Here is an 847-nt window from a genome sequence, read left to right on the forward strand (position 1 = left end):
CTAGGGCGCGGACTCATTAGCTGAGGCAATCCATATCCTCGTCGCCGCAATCTTGAGTGCGGCAAGATAGTTGTCGGCACGTCGGTCGTATCGCGTCGCGAGGCCCCGCATCTGTTTGATACGGTTGAAGAACCGTTCGACGAGATTGCGCTGACGGTAGACCCAGCGGCTGAAGCTGAATGTCTGCTTTCGATTGGCCTTTGCAGGGATGTTAGCCCAGCATTTGCGTTGCTTGGCTAAGTTACGAATTGCATCGGTGTCGTATGCCTTGTCGGCAAGGATCGTCGCGCCGGGCTGCAGGTCGCTCAGCAGCTTCTCAGCCATCGGTGCATCGGCGGCTTGGCCGGCGGTGAGTTCCAGCCGAACCGGCAAGCCATCTGCATCGACAAGAGCGTGGATCTTTGTCGTCAGGCCGCCGCGCGAACGTCCCATGCAAGGATCGACAGAGCCCCCTTTTTAGCGTTGGCACCATGCTGGTGAACGCGAACACAAGAACTGTCGATCATCACGATGTCTCCATCGTAACGCTTTGAAACGGCGTCCAGAAGACGATCCCAGACGCCCGCCTTGCGCCAGCGGGAGAACCGATTGTAAAGCGTCGTGCGTGGACCATAACGCTCCGGCACATCTCGCCAAGACGAACCAGTCCTGAAACGCCACAGGATACCGTTGATCACCCGGCGGTCGTCAACGCGTTCAATTCCACGGCTATTGTTCGGCAAAAGAGGCGCAATGATAGCCCATTCTTCGTCGCTCAATTCGTGACGGCGCATGGCAATCTCCTTTCAAGGAGATTGAATCACACACCGCCAATAAAATGAACCCGGTTTATGGGGACACTGCCTAG

General features: G+C 56.8%; 1 protein-coding gene. It reads right to left on the reverse strand.

What is annotated here, in order from left to right:
- Positions 1 to 773, reverse strand: a protein-coding gene (locus tag AAIH70_RS30970) for an IS5 family transposase (protein ID WP_430038188.1) whose coding sequence is annotated in 2 segments (ribosomal slippage) — positions 1 to 450 and positions 453 to 773 — 771 coding nt in all. Because the reading frame shifts where the segments join, the coding sequence is not laid out codon by codon here.
- Positions 774 to 847: the final 74 nt, after the last annotated feature.

Origin of the sequence: Neorhizobium sp. BT27B, assembly GCF_050455485.1 — a bacterium.
Classification (GTDB): domain Bacteria; phylum Pseudomonadota; class Alphaproteobacteria; order Rhizobiales; family Rhizobiaceae; genus Neorhizobium.